The 15,379-nt window shown below is 69.0% G+C and carries 20 protein-coding genes and 1 pseudogene; 16 read left to right on the forward strand and 5 right to left on the reverse strand.

What is annotated here, in order from left to right:
- Positions 1-138: 138 nt before the first annotated feature.
- The 3 genes and pseudogenes from AB5J53_RS43460 to AB5J53_RS43470 all read left to right on the forward strand — a co-directional run.
- Positions 139-333, forward strand: a pseudogene (locus AB5J53_RS43460) (hypothetical protein); the annotation flags it as partial.
- A gap of 322 nt (positions 334-655) precedes the next feature.
- Complete coding sequence (locus AB5J53_RS43465; protein WP_369251084.1) at positions 656-1,150, forward strand: hypothetical protein; 495 nt, start codon at positions 656-658, stop codon at positions 1,148-1,150.
- Entirely contained in the window at positions 1,056-1,376 is a 321-nt protein-coding gene (locus AB5J53_RS43470) for an RHS repeat-associated core domain-containing protein (RefSeq protein WP_369251085.1), read from the forward strand. The genes AB5J53_RS43465 and AB5J53_RS43470 overlap by 95 nt, the downstream gene beginning before the upstream one ends.
- A gap of 311 nt (positions 1,377-1,687) precedes the next feature.
- On the opposite strand, the gene AB5J53_RS43475 is transcribed toward AB5J53_RS43470, so the two are convergent.
- Positions 1,688-2,503 carry a helix-turn-helix domain-containing protein gene (locus AB5J53_RS43475; RefSeq protein WP_369251086.1) on the reverse strand — a complete coding sequence of 272 codons (816 nt, stop codon included), beginning with the start codon at positions 2,501-2,503 and terminating at the stop codon, positions 1,688-1,690.
- A 302-nt stretch (positions 2,504-2,805) separates the two neighbouring features.
- Between AB5J53_RS43475 and fabG the strand changes: the two genes are divergently transcribed.
- Positions 2,806-3,528, forward strand: a complete 723-nt coding sequence (gene fabG, locus AB5J53_RS43480; protein ID WP_369251087.1) for a 3-oxoacyl-ACP reductase FabG — start codon at positions 2,806-2,808, stop codon at positions 3,526-3,528.
- Between the two features lie 182 nt (positions 3,529-3,710).
- On the opposite strand, the gene AB5J53_RS43485 is transcribed toward fabG, so the two are convergent.
- Complete coding sequence (locus tag AB5J53_RS43485; RefSeq protein ID WP_369251088.1) at positions 3,711-4,517, reverse strand: hypothetical protein; 807 nt, start codon at positions 4,515-4,517, stop codon at positions 3,711-3,713.
- A gap of 420 nt (positions 4,518-4,937) precedes the next feature.
- Between AB5J53_RS43485 and AB5J53_RS43490 the strand changes: the two genes are divergently transcribed.
- The 10 genes from AB5J53_RS43490 to AB5J53_RS43535 all read left to right on the forward strand — a co-directional run bounded on the left by AB5J53_RS43490 (position 4,938) and on the right by AB5J53_RS43535 (position 12,476).
- Positions 4,938-5,297: a hypothetical protein gene (locus tag AB5J53_RS43490; protein WP_369251089.1), complete on the forward strand. Its 360-nt coding sequence runs from the start codon at positions 4,938-4,940 to the stop codon at positions 5,295-5,297.
- Positions 5,298-5,299: 2 nt separating this feature from the next.
- The gene (locus tag AB5J53_RS43495) at positions 5,300-6,241 is read left to right on the forward strand and encodes a hypothetical protein (RefSeq protein ID WP_369251090.1); all 942 of its coding nucleotides are present in this window, start codon (positions 5,300-5,302) and stop codon (positions 6,239-6,241) included.
- Positions 6,241-6,948, forward strand: coding sequence for an ATP-binding protein (locus tag AB5J53_RS43500; RefSeq protein WP_369251091.1), 708 nt, complete (start codon positions 6,241-6,243; stop codon positions 6,946-6,948). Before AB5J53_RS43495 ends, AB5J53_RS43500 begins: the two co-directional genes overlap by 1 nt.
- A 100-nt stretch (positions 6,949-7,048) precedes the next feature.
- Complete coding sequence (locus AB5J53_RS43505; RefSeq protein WP_369251092.1) at positions 7,049-7,642, forward strand: WhiB family transcriptional regulator; 594 nt, start codon at positions 7,049-7,051, stop codon at positions 7,640-7,642.
- Positions 7,639-8,661 (forward strand): DUF2637 domain-containing protein, encoded by a 1,023-nt coding sequence (locus tag AB5J53_RS43510; RefSeq protein WP_369251093.1) that lies wholly within the window; start codon positions 7,639-7,641, stop codon positions 8,659-8,661. Before AB5J53_RS43505 ends, AB5J53_RS43510 begins: the two co-directional genes overlap by 4 nt.
- A 92-nt stretch (positions 8,662-8,753) precedes the next feature.
- Positions 8,754-8,978, forward strand: a complete 225-nt coding sequence (locus AB5J53_RS43515) for a hypothetical protein (protein WP_369251094.1) — start codon at positions 8,754-8,756, stop codon at positions 8,976-8,978.
- 269 nt (positions 8,979-9,247) lie between these two features.
- Positions 9,248-9,598 carry a plasmid mobilization relaxosome protein MobC gene (mobC, locus tag AB5J53_RS43520; protein WP_369251095.1) on the forward strand — a complete coding sequence of 117 codons (351 nt, stop codon included), beginning with the start codon at positions 9,248-9,250 and terminating at the stop codon, positions 9,596-9,598.
- 2 nt (positions 9,599-9,600) lie between these two features.
- Positions 9,601-11,346, forward strand: coding sequence for a relaxase/mobilization nuclease domain-containing protein (locus AB5J53_RS43525; RefSeq protein ID WP_369251096.1), 1,746 nt, complete (start codon positions 9,601-9,603; stop codon positions 11,344-11,346).
- A 67-nt stretch (positions 11,347-11,413) separates the two neighbouring features.
- Positions 11,414-11,815, forward strand: a complete 402-nt coding sequence (locus AB5J53_RS43530) for a hypothetical protein (RefSeq protein WP_369251097.1) — start codon at positions 11,414-11,416, stop codon at positions 11,813-11,815.
- A 130-nt stretch (positions 11,816-11,945) separates the two neighbouring features.
- Complete coding sequence (locus tag AB5J53_RS43535; protein WP_369251098.1) at positions 11,946-12,476, forward strand: proline dehydrogenase; 531 nt, start codon at positions 11,946-11,948, stop codon at positions 12,474-12,476.
- Positions 12,477-12,610: 134 nt separating this feature from the next.
- On the opposite strand, the gene AB5J53_RS43540 is transcribed toward AB5J53_RS43535, so the two are convergent.
- The 3 genes from AB5J53_RS43540 to AB5J53_RS43550 all read right to left on the reverse strand — a co-directional run bounded on the left by AB5J53_RS43540 (position 12,611) and on the right by AB5J53_RS43550 (position 13,569).
- Positions 12,611-12,787, reverse strand: a complete 177-nt coding sequence (locus tag AB5J53_RS43540) for a hypothetical protein (protein ID WP_369251099.1) — start codon at positions 12,785-12,787, stop codon at positions 12,611-12,613.
- Positions 12,788-13,035: 248 nt separating this feature from the next.
- Positions 13,036-13,260 (reverse strand): hypothetical protein, encoded by a 225-nt coding sequence (locus tag AB5J53_RS43545; RefSeq protein WP_369251100.1) that lies wholly within the window; start codon positions 13,258-13,260, stop codon positions 13,036-13,038.
- Positions 13,261-13,296: 36 nt separating this feature from the next.
- Positions 13,297-13,569, reverse strand: a complete 273-nt coding sequence (locus tag AB5J53_RS43550) for a DUF317 domain-containing protein (RefSeq protein WP_369251101.1) — start codon at positions 13,567-13,569, stop codon at positions 13,297-13,299.
- Between the two features lie 328 nt (positions 13,570-13,897).
- On the opposite strand from AB5J53_RS43550, the gene AB5J53_RS43555 reads away from it, so the two are divergent.
- Positions 13,898-14,053 carry a hypothetical protein gene (locus AB5J53_RS43555; RefSeq protein ID WP_369251102.1) on the forward strand — a complete coding sequence of 52 codons (156 nt, stop codon included), beginning with the start codon at positions 13,898-13,900 and terminating at the stop codon, positions 14,051-14,053.
- 299 nt (positions 14,054-14,352) lie between these two features.
- Positions 14,353-15,207: a GNAT family N-acetyltransferase gene (locus tag AB5J53_RS43560; RefSeq protein ID WP_369251103.1), complete on the forward strand. Its 855-nt coding sequence runs from the start codon at positions 14,353-14,355 to the stop codon at positions 15,205-15,207.
- Positions 15,208-15,379: the final 172 nt, after the last annotated feature.

Below are 15,379 nucleotides of genomic sequence, written 5' to 3' on the forward strand. Positions count from 1 at the left end.
GCGATCACGGGGAGCCGTCACCGCCGGACTGCCGCTTCGCTGGAGCTCGGGCGGTACGCAAGGCGCCGTGAGTTGAGTGGCTCCATCGTGACGGCTCGAGGTGGCCCCGCCTGTGGAGGGACGGCTTCAGCTGGCCCCCGCGATTGGAACGTCAAGCACGACGGTGCTGGCTTCGTCACCCGCTTCGACGTTGAGTCCGATTTCCTGCGCAGGTACCCGGTGCAGCAGGCAGGCGGACAGACGATTCTGGAGCTGTGGGTACCGGCCAAGGAGCTTGATGGCTTTAACGCTCACATCGTCGGCAGGATCCAGCTGGTGCACGAGTTCCACTGAGACGTCATTTCAGTTGGCGTGATCTTGCGGCAGTCTGGCGAACGGCAAGGACACCCAGTGCTTGGCCTACGACGGCTACCGCAGGCTGACCTAGGCGTGGACCCCGTCCTCCAACGACTGTGCCACCGCCCGCTCGGCGAGCGCCCTCGGCGGCCCGGCCCCGTACTGGACCAGCTGGAGCTACAAGGTCGGAGGCCTGCGGGACACCCAGGTCGAGCACCGGTCCACCGGTGACGTCCGCACCGACTACTCGTACCCGCCCGTCAACGCCACCGGAGGCGGCCAACCCCATACGCTGAGTTCGACCTCGGTCGGCGGGACGGTGACGTCGTACCAGTACGACGACCAGGGCAACACCCGGCAGCGCCCCGGCCCCTCGGATGCCACCCAGACGCTGACCTGGGACATCGAGGGCGAACTGACCCGCCTCGTCGAGGGTGGCAAGACCACCGATTACCTCTACGACGCTAATGGTGGTCTGCTGATCCGCCGGCGCCCGGGCACCACGGTCCTCTACATGGACGGTCAGGAACTGCGCTACGACACCGCGGCCAAGAAGTTCAGCGGCCTGCGCTACTACGCGGCCGGTGACGCAAGCGCGGTCCGGACGCAGACCTCGCTCTCCTGGATGGTCGACGACCGCCCCGGCACCGCGTCGATGGCCGTGGACGCCACTACCCAGCAGGTGACGCGCCGCTACCCCAAGCCGTTCGGCGAGTCCCGTGGCCAGGCGGCGGCCCTCCTGGCCGGACGACAAGGGATTCCTGGGCAAGCCGGCCGACACCGAGACCGGCCTGACGCATGTCGGCGCCCGTGAGTACGACCCGCTGATCGGCCGGTTCCTGTCCGCGGACCCGATCCTGTCCGCGGACGACCACGAGTCGATCAACGGCTACGCGTACGCCAACAACACCCCGTCACCCTGTCCGACCCCACCGGTCTGCGGCCGATCACGGACTGCGAGCGCGGGTGCAGCGACGGCAAGGGCGGCACCTACCGGGACTACATGGGGCGGACGGCGCGGAGTGGATTCCGGGGCCTGAGCACACCACGGGTTTCGCGCGCGTCTGCCGCTACACGTCCGTGCTGGGCTGCGTGATCTGCCGTATGGGCATCGATCTGCGGGTTGAGCATGCCTCAGCTATGGACGACGAGCAGCGCGCGGTGCTGCCGGGGTCACCTGCCTGGATACGCGGGGCGGATTGGACACGGTAGGCAATGGGCAAGCCCGTCGTGTTCGACGCCGGGGTGCGGGAGATGGTCCGGATCCCGACGAATGCTCGTAGTTTGGGATCCCGATGCGCTCTTGTGCAACAGGAACCAACTGCCCGTCAGCTCAGTAGTGTGAATCCGCTTACTCGGGGGTCACGGCCATCATGCGGCAGGACTGCAATTCCAATGGAGTGAGCGCGATGAGCCGGATGGCGAATTCCTTGCCGCCTTGGCGGGGCAGGTAGAGACGGCGCGGCTGATGCGATGCCGGGTGGGTCATGGAGGGCAGATTCGGGGCGTCCCAGAGCTTGCGGGCCGTGGGATCGGCCCGGACGGTCTCGATGACGGTGCGCAAGCGCTCGTCGTGGCGCCACTCCTCCGCGTGGACGCGGAGCTGGGAGATCATCGGCAGCGCCCACTCATCCTGCCAGTTGATGAGCTGCGTGCGGGCCTCGGGCCAGGTCAGGGCCCATTCCATGACGTTGATGCCGTGCAGCATCCAGGGAAAATAGTCGAGGGTCTTGGCGTTGTAGGCCAGGACGTCCCAGCGGTAGTCGTTGAGGTAGACGCCCCAGGTCTGGCTCTCCTCGACGAGTGTGCGGATCGGGTCGGACAGTAGTCCGCTGAGCGGGCTGACCATGGCTGTGGCGGGGGTGCGGCCCCGTGTGACGCGGTAGACGATGTCCCATTCCTCATCGTTCAGATCGAGGATGCGCCGGACAGCGTGGAGGAAAGCGTCGCTGTAGTTGGCCGGACGTCCGGCTTCCAGGTTGTTGTACCAGCGTCGGCTGACGCCGGCGAGCTGGGCAGTCTCAGCCTGCGTGATTCCTACGTCGGATCTGACCCCGAAGGCGGCAGTGAAGCCGGGGATGTCCGACGTGTTCCGGCGCGTCCGGGCTTGCCACAGGGTGCGGGTGACGATCAGGCGCTGAGTGTCGCTCTTGTTTATAACGTTCATATATCGAGGGGGGTTGAGGTGCAGGTCACATTCTTTGCGCGTCCTGGCCTCTCCGCCGGGGCAGGAAATCACGCTCATGACGGCCTGCATTTCGGGGAGTTGACCACGAATACGCTGTCCAGCATTTGGAACTCGAAGGCCCCTTGCTGGGCAATGAGAACTGTCAGTTCTCACCGACAGCATAAGCGCAGGCTTTGGGTTCCTGTGGCGCACCAGGTGTCGCCTTAGGGTCACTGTCATCACCGCGGTGAATCGCTTCCGGCGGTGGGAAATCCCCATAGTTACTCGTGTAAAGGATCTTCATGTCGCGCTCCGTTCTGATCATCGGCGGGAACCGTGGAATCGGGCACGCCACGGTCCGCGCATTCGCCCAGCGCGGCGACTCTGTCGCCTTCACTTACCGCACCGGTGAACCCGAGCCCGACCTCCTCTTCCTCGGCGCCATGCCCGTGCGCTGCGACATAACTGACCCCGAACAGGTCGAGAGCGCCTTCAGGGAGGTCGAGGCCGACCAGGGCCCGGTCGAGGTCCTGGTGGCCAACGCCGGCATCTCCCGCGACAACCTGCTGCTGCGCATGTCGGAGGAGGACTTCGCCGCCGTCCTGGAGACGAACCTCACCGCCTCCTACCGGCTGGCCAAGCGGGCCACGCGCAGCATGCTGAAGGCCAAGCGCGGCGGCCGGATCGTCCTCGTGTCCTCGGCCGTCGCTCTCAGGGGTGAAGCCGGGCAGACCAACTACGCGGCATCAAAGGCGGGCCTGATCGGCTTCGGCCGCTCGCTGGCGAGGGAGATCGGCTCACGCCAGATCACCGTCAACATCGTGACCCCGGGCCTGACCGACACCGCCATGGCTGCTGCGCTCCCCGAGGACCGCGTCAAGGAGATCCTCCGTGACGTGCCGCTGGGCCGGATCGGCAACCCGGAGGAGATCGCCTCGACCATCTCCTTCCTGGCCAGTGAGGAAGCCGCATACATCACCGGCGCTGTGGTGCCGGTCGACGGCGGTATCTCCATGGGGCACTGACCCCGCCCTGGACAAATGGCGGCGCCGCGACGCTGCACAGGCGCGGTGCGAGCAGATCGGGAAGCACGATGGGGTGGGCGAAGTTGTGGCGCGGCCAGGGCAGGGCCCCGGCCCCCGGAGCCCTGTGGGAGCCGGACGGAACGAGGGTCAGCTGGCGCGCGGTCCGCGAGGAGTGTCGGGCGCTACTGGCGCAGATGCCGATCCTGCGGCCGTTCAGCCTGGAGCGGCTGATCTCCAATATCGAGACGGCGCGTGGCTGGCGGATCAAACTGGTGGCGATCCCCAACCACCTGCTGGCGAACACCGACGTACGCGGCCCGAGGCTGCGACTGGAGGGGGCTCCGGTCGACTTGATCGTGCCCGTGGAGGACGCCACGGGGTTCCACCGGCTGAGGATCATCCTCCACGAGCTGGCGCAGTTGTGGTGCGACAACAGGACCGACGCCAGCTTCGACCAGCTGGCCAGGCCCCTGCCGGACGTCCCGCCCGCTGTCCTGCGGCGTCCGACGAACAAAGGCCGGGTCGTCGCCTGTCACCACGATGGACATCTGCTGCGAGGCAGATTGATCGCGTTGTTCCGTGGCTTCCGTGCGCGCCTCGCCGACTTCCTTGTTGATGAATGCCAGCAGCTCCGCCGACAGCCCTTCTCCCTCGCCCCCGTGAGCGGCGATCGCCGCGATCTGGCTACGCAGCACCAGCGTCTTCGCGATGACCCGCTCGCCATCGGCATCGTTGGACCGGAACATGAGGGGTGTGGTGTCGAGGGCCTCCGCGAGTGCGTCGATCTCCTCGTCCGACGCGCTCGTCACGACGACGGTCCGCAGCTTGTGCACCAGGCCTTCGCGCAGGGCGGGCCTGCCCGTCCGGCCCTTGCCGACGGCAGTGATCTCTGCATCCGACAAAGGGGCCGCCATCAGGCCCAGAGGATAAACGATCTTGTCAGCAAGCTTCTGATGCAGCGCCGTAGCGTTCTCGCTGACGGCTCCCATAGATCCTGGCTCGTGCGGCCCCTGTCCTGGAGTCGCCATGCGCTCACAGCCGCTGCCTGCTGGATCCGGCACGCTGATGCCGCCGCCTACAGGCCGCACTTTGGCTAGGTGGGCATGGCGTCCCACGAGTCGTAGAGAGTTCAAGAGCTAACGCTGGATGTTGTGGCAGGTGCCACGTATGTTGCTGGTCCCGCGGCGAAATCGCCGAATCGGAATCCGCGTGGAGAAGGGATCTGGCAGCTACATCAGACGTCAAGTCCGCTGTTTCCGGAGGGAAATGAGAACGGCGCCCAGAAGTTAGCAGCTTCCGGGCGCCGAAACCGACACCCCGGAGGGCACGGATTCATAACCGGAGCGAGTCGGCTGACCTTTTCGACGAGAACGGCCGATTCACCCCACCTACGAGTGAGGAATTGTCGCATGCCCGAGTCCAGGAGCGAAAGGGCGCTCGTCTCCCACCCCACCGATGCCGTTGAACCCACTGTCCGCACCCGCGAGGAGCGCCTAGCTGCTCTCCTCGCGGACATGGTGCCCGGTACTCGCACCATCCGCGTATCCCAGTACGAACCCGGCCAGACCTGGCCGAGTCCGTACGCCCGCGCATACGACGCGCGGGGGCGGCTCATTCCCATCAACCGAGCGCAGAGGCTGACTGCCGCACGCTGGGTGATCCGTGCCCACCCCGAGGTGTACTGGGAAGAGGCGTACGACCTCAACATCACTACCGGGATCCTGCGGCCAGCCGCCGAGGCATACTCCGCCGCGGGCGGAGGTTGCTGATCATGGCCCGTATCAGGACCATCAAGCCCGAGGCCTTCGCCTCCGAGTCCCTTGCCACCGTCTCCCTCGCCGCTGAGCGGACGTTCTTCGGCCTGCTCACCCAGGCTGACGACCACGGCCGCTTTCGCGACCAACCCGCGGTCATCGCCGGGCTGCTGTGGTCCCTGCGCCCCGAGCACAATCCTGTCGATGTCGACGATGACCTGACCCAGCTTGCCTCCTCCCGCCTGATCTGCCGCTACGAAGGCGATGACGGCAAGCGGTACCTGCACATCGTCACCTGGCGCCAGCACCAGAAGATCAACCGGCCGAGCGGTGTCCGCTTCCCCGCCTGCCCGCACCACGACGTCGAGCAGCACACTCCGGACCCTCCACACACTCACGGAGACGGCACTGAGCCCTCCGTGAAGTCTCACGGAGGGTTCAGTGAGGGCTCACGCACCCCGCAGAAACTCGCCGAGGATCAAAAAACAGCAGATCAGAGCACATTCAACGAGCCCTCTCGGAGCCCTCATGTAGGGCTCACTGAGCCCGCCATGAGCCCTCACGGTCCGGATCTAGGACCTAGGAACTTGGATCTAGGAACTACTTCTCCTTCGGGAAGCGCAGGCGCCCCCGCACCCGAGTCCGTCTCGACCCAGCAGCTCATAGCCGAGTACGCCGCTGCCTGTGCCCACCGTCCGCCCAGCGGTGTGCTCGGTCACCTCGGACGGGAGACCGCCAAGCTCCTCGCCGAGGGCATCGACCCCGCTCACATCCGCGCGGGGCTGGCCCGCCACCGGACCAAGGGGCTGCACCCGAGCACCTTGCCGAGCCTGGTCCACGAGGCCATGAACGCCACCCCCGCCGGTTTGGTGCGGACGGAATCGCGGTCTAACGTGCCCGGTCACCGGGCCTGGGCCAACCCTGCCAACCCTGCCGCTGCCTACGCCGAGGAGCTGTGATGCGCGACCACGACGCCCAGCCCATCGGCGGCATCGCCCGCCGCCTGGCCAACATCCTCACCGCCCGGGGCATCGATCCCGCCGCTCCGCTCACCGACCCCGTTGAGCCCATCCCCGCCCTCCAGGCCGCCCAGGACCGCATCCCGGCCCGGTACCGGGCCGCGGTCGCCGACCACCCGGCTGTCGCCGCCTGGGTCCACGAGGTCGCCGAGGCCGGCCGTCCAGGACCTGAGGGAGCCCCGGGCATCGCCCAGGGCCGCTCGCTGCTGATTGTCGGCACCACCGGCACCGGCAAGACCCACCAGGCGTACGGCGCGATCCGGTCGCTGCTCATCGCGGGAGTCCGGCTGCGCTGGAAGGCGACCACGGCCGCCGACCTGTACGCGGAGCTGCGGCCTCGCCCCGGGCACGACGGTGAGCGGGAGCTGATGGACCTCGCCCGCTGCCCGCTGCTGATCATCGACGACCTCGGTGCGGCCAAGAACAGCGAGTGGACCGAGGAGATCACGATGCGGCTGATCAACCGCCGCTACAACGAGATGCTCCCGACGCTGATCACCACCAACCTCGGTATGGCCGACCTGCGTCAGCACATCGGCGACCGGGTCGCCTCCCGGCTGACCGAGATGAGCGACAAGGTCATCCTCGACGGTCCCGACCGCAGACGAAGCCTCGCAGCCGAGCGTCGCCGCATCGCTGTCGCCTGATCCCTGCCGGGACCGGCTGCCACCGCTTCCGCCTCCTTCACGCACCAACCCCTGGGTTGCGTATGCCCAAAACGCGCCCGGGGCGACCGGAGACACCCACATGCACAGCACCGAGAACCAGATGCCGCGCACCCTCGGCGACCACACCTGGCACGAGAGCGCCGCCTGCCGCGCGACGACCCACCACCAGGTCGACCCGGACCTCTTCTTCCCCGAGCCGGACGAGATGGACCGCATTCGCGCAGCCAAGGCCCTGTGCGCGCAGTGCCCCGTCCGTGCCACCTGCCTCGACGCTGCCCTCGAAAACGGTGACCGCGACGGCATCCGGGGCGGCATGACCGAAGAGGAACGCGACCTGCTGCACCGCAAGTTCCAAAGCCGCCTCGACTACGCCCGCGTGAACGCAGTGCTGGCAGGTCGCGACATCCACCTCACCCAGGCGGAGCGCGAGGCCGTCGTCCGCGCCGCCTACCAGGCCGAGATGCCGGCCGAGCGGCTCGCCTGGCTGCTCAAGGTGACCGAGGAGCACGCCGAGAAGCTCTACCGCCGCACCCGCCGGGAGATCCGCAACCGGGCCGTCGACCAGCTGAAGAGGACGAACAAGACCGAGGAGAAGCCCAAGAGCCGTACCAAGGTGCTCAAGGCACCCGCAGGGGAGACACCCGCACGAGGCGACCTCGGGACGGCCGCGTGAGCCACAGCGTGCCCATACCGGCGCGGATCACCGGCTGGGACCGAGCCGCGATCGTCGCCCTCGGCGGCGCCGGGTGCGCGCTCTCGTACGACGCCCTGCAGCAGATGGCCACCGCCATCCACGTCCGCGGACCCCTCACGTTCCTCTTCCCCCTGGTGATCGACGGCTTCATCGCCTACGGGGTGCGTGCTCTCCTGGTCCTGCGCACCGCCTCCTTCGCCGCCCGCTTGTACGTGTGGATGCTGTTCGGCACGGCGACGACGGCCAGCATCTGGGCCAACGCCCTGCACGCCGTACGCCTCAATCAGCAGCGCCCCGAAGGCGGCGGACTACGGCTCGGCGACGTCACCGTCGGCGCGTTGTCCACCCTCGCCCCGCTCGCCCTGGCCGGAGCCGTCCACCTGTACATCCTCATCGCCCGGCGGGTCACCGAAACCGGTCACCACGGACACCCGGACACTTTCGGCGTCCGTACTGACCGGATCACCGCTGACCGACCGGAGGCCCCGCTCGCGGCGGACGGACACCGGCCGGTCCCGGTCGCCACCGGACACCCGGCCGCCCTGTCCGGACCGGAAGGCAGCCGTCCGGCGGTTACCTCCGGCCCGGACACTCTGCTGACGGTTGATCGGGAGGAGCCGTCCGGACACCCGAAGAGCGCCCCGGAGCCGGAGCCCGCACACGGCGGAGACGCCGCTGACCTGGGCGGACAGCCGGTCAGCAGACCTGCCCCGGTCACCCGCCTGCGGCTGGCCGCCCCTTCGGTGTCCGAGCCGGAGAACGGCCCGGACACCGCCTCGGAGACCTCGGACAACGACGGTCCGGACACCGCCCCGTCGGCGGACACCCTCCTGCCGATCGCCCGTCAGGCGGTCGCCGACGCGGGCAAGGTCACCCGCGAGGTCGTCGCGGACGCCATCCGCGGACAGGGCAAAACGCTGGCCAACGACCGGCTGACCGCCCTGATGCGGCAACTCCGCGCCGAGACCGGCCAAAACTCGGCCACCAAGACCGGCTGACCGAACGGCCCCGACGGGCGGGCGGCCAACGGCAACAGCCGGGCCGCCCGCCCGCACCCCACCAACTCCCGTCCACGCACCGGAGACACACAATGCGCACCACACCGACCACGCTCGCCGAAGCCGACGCCTGGATCACCGTGCTCCGGCGGTACGGACACCTGCACCGCGCCGAACCCGGCCCGGACGGCAGCTGGACCGTGCAGCGAACCCCCACCAGCACGCCCCGCACCCTGCACCACCCGGTCCTCGCCCTCGACTTCGTCGCCGAGGTCCTCCACGACGTGCGCCGTACGAAGGCCCAGACGCCGCGATGACATGCCCCGAGTCGGCCGACACCACCTCTGACGTGCAGCAAGACCATTGCCCGGCACGAAGCCGAGCAAGCTGTAGCTTCCGAAACTCCTCCGCTGCCACGGGCCGCGGAGGAGATTCGGAAGCGCATGCCCCCGCCCCGGGCGGGGCGGGGGAGGCCCGGCACCAGGGGGTGCCGGGCTCGGAGGCCGCGACCGAGGGCGGATCGCAGCCAGGAGGGAAACCGAACCCACCCGCCACGCCGCCTACGCGCCCTCGCCTGCGCCAGAGCGTGCACCGCGACCAAGTCCGCAGTGTCCGCCTGACCCAGGACGAACTCGAGCTGGTGAAGCGCGCCGCGGAATCCGTCGGTCTGAAGACCGCCGGGTTCCTCGCAGACGCCGCGGTCGCGGTCGCCCAGGCCCAAGGCGGCCCCCAGCCATGGCTGTTGGACCAGCGAGGCCGGGTCGAAGAACTGATGGCCGCCAGCGCACAGCTCGCCCGCGCCGGCAACAACCTCAACCAGGTGGCTCGCATCCTCAACTCTGGCGGGCAGACGGAATACGCGGACGACGCGGTCGCCCGTGTCCTGCGGGCTGCAGACCGGGTCGAGGCCGCCGCGATCGAGATCGCGCGGCGCTGACGGTGGTCCCCGACATCTCCACCGGCAGCCGGACGTACGGGCTGCTTAACTACCTTTACGGACCGGGCCGTCGGGACGAGCACACCGACCCGCACCTCGTCGCATCCTGGATGCCGGAGCTCGCCCCCGACCCTGGTCGGGACCCGGCCGCCACGCTCAGGCAGCTCACCGACCGGCTCGACCTGCCCGTGCTCGCCCTCCCGAAGAGCCGCCGTCCGGCCCGGCACGTGTGGCACTGTCCCGTCCGCACGGCGCCCGGCGACCGTCACCTCAGCGACGCGGAATGGGCCGAGGTCGCCCGCCGCATCGTGCACGCCACCGGCATCGCCGAAGACGGAGACGCCAAGGCCTGCCGGTGGATCGCCGTACGACACGCCGACGACCACATCCACCTCGTCGCCACGCTCGTCCGCGAAGACGGCCGCCGCCCCCGACGCCACGAGGACGGCATCCGCGCCCAGGCCGAATGCCGAAAGATCGAGAAGGAGTTCGGCCTGCAGATCCTCAACGGCGGCGACCGCACTGCCGCCCAGCGCCCCACCAGCGCCGAACGCTCCAAGGCCGAGCGATCCGGCCGGACGGAGACACCCCGCGAGACGCTGCGGGAGAGCGTCCGCCACGCCCTGGCCGGAGCCGCCAGCGAGGAGGAGTTCTTCCACCGCCTCGCCGAGGCCGGCCTCCGGGTCGAACAGCGCATCGCCCCGTCCGGCGACAGGCTCGGATACAAGGTTGCCCTCCCCGGCGACCGCAACCGCGACGGCGAACCCATCTGGTTCTCCGGCTCGAAACTCGCCCCGGACCTCTCCCTCCCCAGGATCCGACAGCGCCTCGACGCCGGACGGCACGACGACGAGCCCGTCACCGACCATGCCGATGAACGAGCACCTCGCCCGGCCCGCGCTCGACGCCAGGCAGCCCCGGTCGCCGAACGAGCGGTATCGACCCTTGACGGGGACGACGACGAGGACTCCGCCGCCCAACTGGCCGGCGTCGGTGAACTCCTCGACGCACTCGCCCAGACGGCCCCGGCCTCAACCCGCAGGGAACTCGCCGAGGCCGCTCGCTCCTTCGAACGCGCCACCCGCTCCCACATCCGCGCCGAGCGCGCCGACAACCGAGCCATCCGCTCCGCCGCCCACGGCATCATCCGCGCCGGCAACGCCCTCGGCAAAGGCGAAGACGGCGGCGCCACCGCGATGCTCCTGTCCACGATGGTCCTCGTCACCATCGCCGCAGTGCGCTGGCACTCCGCCCGCGGTCACGCCCAGCAGGCAGCCGCCGCTCAACGAGCCGCACAACACCTGCGTAGCGCCTACCGATCGGCCGCCGCTGTCCCCATGAACGCGATGCGCGAGCACGGCCGGCGCCTCCCCGAACCCGTACGAGAGCGGTACGCCGACACCCTCGAAACCGCCCTGCCCGAGCAGGCCGACGCCGTACGCCGCGAACCCGGCTGGGACGCCCTCGCCGCCACCCTGGACCAGGCCGAGCGCGCGGGACACGACCCCAATGCCCTGCTCCAGAAGGCCATCGAATGGCGCGAACTGGACACCGCGGACAGCGTCACCGACGTACTCGTCTGGCGACTGCGACGCATCGGCAAACTCCCCGCCACCATGGACCCGCCCCGCGCCCGTACGAACACACGGGCAGCGCAATCACGCCCCCACCCGTCCCCGCCACAGGCGCCCGAGACGACCGCTGAGACTCGCCATGTCGACCCTCGCTCCCGAGGGCCGAGGCGCTGAGCAGCACAAAGAGCTGGACATCGACTGCCAGTGCCTGTTAGGGCTGGTTGATATGGAGAAGGAGACGATGCAGATACTCAACGTCCGCCCTCAGAGAACCGTTCTGCCGGAGACGGCCCTCGGCGACGACCCCCTGTTGCGGCTCCAGCAGGAGACGCAACTCGGTGACGGCAGCATCGGTCTCCGTGCCACCACCCACCCTGAGGAAATCGTCATCACCGGGATCCCCGTGATGTGCCCGCAGTGCGGCGCCCGGCGCGACTGGATGGTGATCTGCGACCGCGACGAGATCAGCATCCGCTGCCGCTGCGCACACCAGTGGATCGAGCGCGAACTGACCCGCGCGGACTACGAGGCGATGATCGACGTCGGAGGCCAGGACTATCCGAGCTTGGAGGCCGCGGCCCAGGCCGCAGGCTACGACGGCACGCTCGCCGGCATCTATCTGACCGAGCGCAGGCGCGAATAGGACCTGCGGCCAAGCACCGTGGACGCCGCCCGGTGGCGCATGCGGTCAGGCTCATAAGGTTCCCTGAGAACCACCAGGTCTCGCTTCTGATCGCACCTCAAGTAAGCCTGGCCGTAGGCAGAATGGGGCGATGGACGCTGGACTCACCGCGCTGCTCGGCGCCGCCGTAGGCTCACTCGCCACCCTCGGCTCCGCGATGGTCACCGGGCGCGCGGCGGCGCGCTCGCAGTTCGGCCAGTGGCGTCGGCAGCACCGCCGAGACGCCTACGCGAACTACCTGGGCGCGGTGTACGACCGTGACGTCGCCCTAGACGCAGTGCGCGACGCGCTGCGGGCGGACCGGCCTGACCTGAGGGACATCGACGAGAAGATGGAGCGCTTCGCCGCCCAGGCCCGCGGCGTCCACCGGGCCGCCGAGCTTGTCATCCTGGAGGGGCCGCCTTCCGTGGTGCAGGCGCTGTACGGTGTGGTCCACGCGGCCGACGACCTCGCCGAGGTCATGCGCCGGATGGTGCGTGACGCCCACGCGGAAGACACCTCCCGCAAGGCCGAGGACACCGCGCTCGCCGCCGAGCGAGAGCACTTGCTGTACCAGGCCGTGAAGGGACTTCGCGCAGCAGCCGCCGACGTCCTGGGCGACAGCGGGATACGCCTCTACTAGCCGCGCTCGTGGGCGCACCGGCGGATTGCAGTAAGAAGGCACTCGGCCGTCCGAGACAGGACTGCGATGTCCCAACGCCACGAGGGCTGCCCCAATCTTGGGGCAGCCCTCGGAAGTTCGCGGCGAACGGATCGTCAGCGGGTCGCCAGATGGTTGGCGAGGTGCAGCGCGTCGGTGGCGACGGACAGCGCGGTGTGAAGCCCGATGACCTCGTGAAGGGTGGGGTGCACGACGGCGGTCCAGTCGCCGCGGAGGTCCGGCCAGCTGGCGAGCAGGACCTCCGCCGAGGCCAGACGGAGGTGAGCGGTCACATCCATTCCGCCTCCGAGGCCGGGCTCCCAGCTGAGAAGGATGGAGCCGGGATGGAGACGCTCGGGCTTCAGGTCAGTAGTCCACACCGTGTGGATCGGCTGGGTGGGATGAGGAGGCACGTAGCGGAGGAGTGCGCCGCGCACCGACCGTGGCATGGGGTGATGGACCAGGTCACTGAGGAGCAGGTGTTGCTGGGAGTTGGAGGAGTTGATCGACGATGCAGCGGGCCGTGTACGCGGGTGGCACGTCATACGTCGGCCCAGTCCAGCTGGTTGCGGACGGCGGGCGGAAGCACGCCCTCCTGGCCGTTTTCAGCGATGTAGACGGCTTCGTTCGCTCCGGTGATCTCCACGATGCGGCCGATGCGGTGGGCGTAGGGCCAGTCGGGATTGATGGCGAGGCACACGGGCAGGTCGGGGTCGAAGGTCTGGAGCTGATGAACCAGTTGGCCAACGGTGATCTCGTAGGGCAAGGCAGTCTCCTGGGCGATGAGAGTGCGGAGCGGGTGTCACACGCAGGTGCAGTAGCGGGTGGGGAAGGTGATCAGAGCGGCGAGGAATCCGGCGACGGCCTGTGCCGGGGTATCCGGTCCGAAGGTCTGGCGCCAGGCTGTGGTGCCGTCGTTGTCCGTGACGTGGATGTGCCACAGCTCACCGCGTACTGCCTCCCGGCTTTCGGGGAGGAAGCCCACGTACACGCGTCGGTCGGGGCTGGAGCAGTGGACGTTGCAGTCCAGGTCGGCGACGACGTCCCATCCCTGGTCCTTGAGAAGGTCGGTCACGGGTCGGGCGCAGTGACATTCGAGGAGCCATTCACGCTCGCCGAGGGCGGGCGGAGGAAGTTCTGCGAGAGGCTGGAACGGGGTGGTGGCGGTGAGCGTCACGAACAGAGAACCCTTCGTTGACCTGGGGTTTTTCCGGGCTCTCGTACGTTGACATGGTCTTGGGCGGTGTCTCCAGTCGTTGCCCGCGGTGTGCGTCTGCCGTGGGCGAACTGGCCGCGGATGCGAGGACTGCTGTCCGTCCAACGCGGAATGAAACGGCCGTCCGCTCAGCTGGTGCGGGAGTGGCCGGTCGCGGGGCCGCGTGGAGAGAAGGGGAGGAGCGGGCTTGAGCAGCGAGGAGATTCGCGCGCACGACGAGGCTGTCGACGACGTCGAGGCGGCGTCGTTGGGCCGGTCCCGGATGGCTGATGGGCGGCGGATCGAGCTGAGCGTGGGGGAGCTGGCGCGGTTGGTGGGCGCCGAGGCCGACGGTTCCCTGTGAGCGGGTCGGTACGAGTGGGGCGGCGTCGGGCTAACTCCGCGCCGGGCGAGGCATGTTGTGTGGAGCGTTCTGGTGTGCCGTGGCGTTGGCGCTCGGTTGGTCCCTTGGCGGCTTCGGCGTCGGTGCGCCGGAGCGAGCCAGCGCCGCCTCGGCCCGAGGCTCCGCTGACCGCTTCAACGACCGGGCCAGGCCCTCGGTGAGGTATCCCTCCGGGTAGGCGTCGATGACGGCAGATGTGTTCGCGCTTCTCCCAGCGGAAAACCACGGGCGCACGCCGACAGCACGCGGGATCATGAGGCATGAGTCCGGATGACTGGCACCTCACCGAAGACATCGACGACTTTCTCGCTCGCGCCGGAGACTTCCTGCGCTCGCGTCCCGCCCTCCACACGGTCCCGCTGACGGTGACCGAGGCACTGCGTACGCGCGGGGCGGACGCGTACGGCGACGACGCCCCCATCTTCGGTCTGCTGGAGCGGACGGGCGAGGTCCGCGCGGCCTTCTTCCGTACCCCGCCCCGCCGCCTGACCCTCACCCCCCTCACCCCCGAAGAGGCCGACAGCCTCGCCGCCCACCTAGCCGACCTCGGCCATTCCCTCCCCGGCGTCAACGCGGACCACGACACCGCCACCTCCTTCGCCGAGGCTTGGCAGCGGCACACGGGCGCGATACCGACGCTGCACGAGCGGGAGCGTCTGTACCGCCTGGGCACGCTCACACCACCGGAGTCGTTCCCTGACGGCCGGGGGCGAGTCGCGGGCCAGGAGGATCGCGAGCGACTCATGCTCTGGCACCGCGAGTTCGTCACCGACATCGGAGGGACCCCCTCTGCGGACAACAGCTCATGGGCGGACACGCGCATCGCCGACGAACGCGTCACGCTATGGGAAACCCCGGACGGCACCCCCGTCTCCATGGCGGGCAGGACCCCCATGGTCGCGGGCCAGATCCGGGTGGCCCCCGTCTATACCCCGGCACACCTGCGCGGCCGCGGTTACGCGGGCGCCGCGACAGTCGAGGTGAGCCGGGCCGCGCTAGCCGCGGGCGCGGCGGAGGTGCTGCTGTTCGCGGACCTGGCCAACCCCACCAGTAACGGCCTGTATCAGAGGATTGGGTACCGCCCGGTCGCCGACTTCGCGGTGTACGACTTCTAGTGCGCCGCTCCGGAGAGCCGGCGAAGAACTCCGGAGGGCTCCGTAGCGGGCAGCGCAGCGAACACATCTGCCATCAGGGGCCTTCTTCCGCCGAACTTCGCTGGACTTCTTCAGCGCACTCGCAGCACAGGACACTGGCGCGGCAGGCGCTGAGCCCGCGCGGAGAGGCGCC

Source organism: Streptomyces sp. R41 (assembly GCF_041053055.1).
GTDB lineage: Bacteria > Actinomycetota > Actinomycetes > Streptomycetales > Streptomycetaceae > Streptomyces.